Annotated in this window: 2 protein-coding genes; one reads left to right on the top strand and one right to left on the bottom strand. The window is 75.2% G+C overall.

Annotated features, from left to right (window positions below; genetic code table 11):
- Window positions 1–82: 82 nt before the first annotated feature.
- A complete protein-coding gene (locus AN218_RS29750; RefSeq protein WP_079132730.1) occupies window positions 83–841 on the bottom strand; it encodes a pyridoxamine 5'-phosphate oxidase family protein in 759 nt (252 codons plus the stop codon).
- 47 nt (window positions 842–888) lie between these two features.
- Here AN218_RS29750 and AN218_RS29745 point away from each other — a divergent pair.
- The coding region (locus AN218_RS29745; RefSeq protein WP_141747750.1) for an aminotransferase class I/II-fold pyridoxal phosphate-dependent enzyme at window positions 889–1,608 on the top strand (720 nt) is incomplete at its 3' end.

The raw sequence follows: 1,608 nt of genomic DNA, 5'->3' as shown, positions 1-1,608 counted from the left end.
CGGGGACCCCGCCGCCGGCGCACCGCCGCCCGCGGCCCGGCCGCCGCAGATCCGGGACGCCGGAGCGTGAACGGGCCGCGCCTCAGCGGCCGTTGAGATAACCGGGCAGTTCCGTGCCCGGTGCCAGATCCGCGGCGGGCACCGGAGTGCCGTACGTACGGCGGACGGGGACGACGCCGCTCCAGTACGGCAGCGCCAGGTCCTCGGGGTCGTCGGCGGGGTCGCCGTCGCGGATCTTCGCCGACACCTCGTCCAGGTCGAGCCGTAGCACGGCGGTCGCGGCCAGCTCCTTGGCGTCGGCGGGACGGGAGTCGGCGGCCCGTCCGGGGACGACGCCGTCGACGAGCGCGTCGAGGGCCGCCGCGGTCTCCTCCGGGTCGGTGACCCGGTGCGCCCTGCCGTGGACCAGCACGGAGCGGTAGTTGAGCGAGTGGTGGAAAGCGGAACGCGCCAGCACCAGCCCGTCGAGCCGGGTGACCGTGACGCAGACCGGCAGTCCGTCCCCGCCGTCCGCGGCGCGCAGCGGACGGGAGCCGGTGGAGCCGTGCAGATAGAGGCGCTCGCCCCGGCGCACGTAGAGCGTGGGCAGCACCACCGGGGCGCCGTCGCGTATGAAGCCCAGATGGCACACGCAGTCGTCGTCGAGGATCGCGTGCACCGTCTCGCGGTCGTACGCGGCACGGTCGCGGTGCCGGGTCGGGACGGTGCGTCCGGTGGGGGCGTATGCGCCGTCCCGCTCGCGGGAGTCGGCGGAACCGGAACCGGAACCGGAGCCGGAAGCCGGGTCGGAGTCCGGACCGGAGGCGGAGGAGGGGTCAGGGGAGGGGGCGGTCTCCGTCACGGAAGTCTCCCTTGCGCTCGATTTTGTACTAGTGCATAATTTCGTTTGTGCTAGAAGATTACCGGATCGAAGGCTCGCGCGCTGCGGACATCGCGGCGAGCGTGGAGAGCGGCGTGCGCACGGGCGGTCTCGGGCCGGGCCAACCGCTGCCGCCCGTACGGGAGTTGGCGCTCGAGTTGGGCGTGAACGCGAACACGGTCGCGGCCGCCTACCGGAGCCTGCGCGACCGCGGCGTCATCGAGACCGCCGGGCGGCGCGGCAGCCGCGTGCGCGACCGTCCCGCCAGCACCCCGCGCGAGGCGATCCGCCCCGAAGTGCCCGAGGACTGCGTGGACGTCTCCACCGGCAACCCCGACACCGCGCTGCTGCCGGATCTGCACGACGCCCTCGCGTCCGCCGCGGCCAACGCGGCCCGGCGCAGCGTGCGTTACGGCGACCCGGCCGTGAGCGAGCCCTTCGCACGCGCCGCACGGCGGCAGTTGGACGGGGACGGAGTGCCCGACGGCCCGCTCGCGGTGACCTCGGGAGCGCTGGACGCCATCGAGCGGGTGCTCACCGCGCAACTGCGTCCCGGCGACGCCGTCGCCGTGGAGGACCCGGGCTGGGGGAGTCTGCTCGACCTGATCCCCGCCCTCGGACTGCGGGCCGTGCCCGTGGCCGTCGACGACGAGGGCCCGCTCCCGGACGAGGCGGCTCGCGCGCTGCGCGAGGGAGCACGCGCCCTGGTCGTCACCGCCCGCGCGCAGAACCCGACCGGCGCCGCGGTC

The sequence above is a fragment of the Streptomyces nanshensis genome, assembly GCF_001751255.1.
Lineage (GTDB): Bacteria > Actinomycetota > Actinomycetes > Streptomycetales > Streptomycetaceae > Streptomyces > Streptomyces nanshensis_A.
This window is presented reverse-complemented; position numbering and strand designations above follow the sequence as displayed.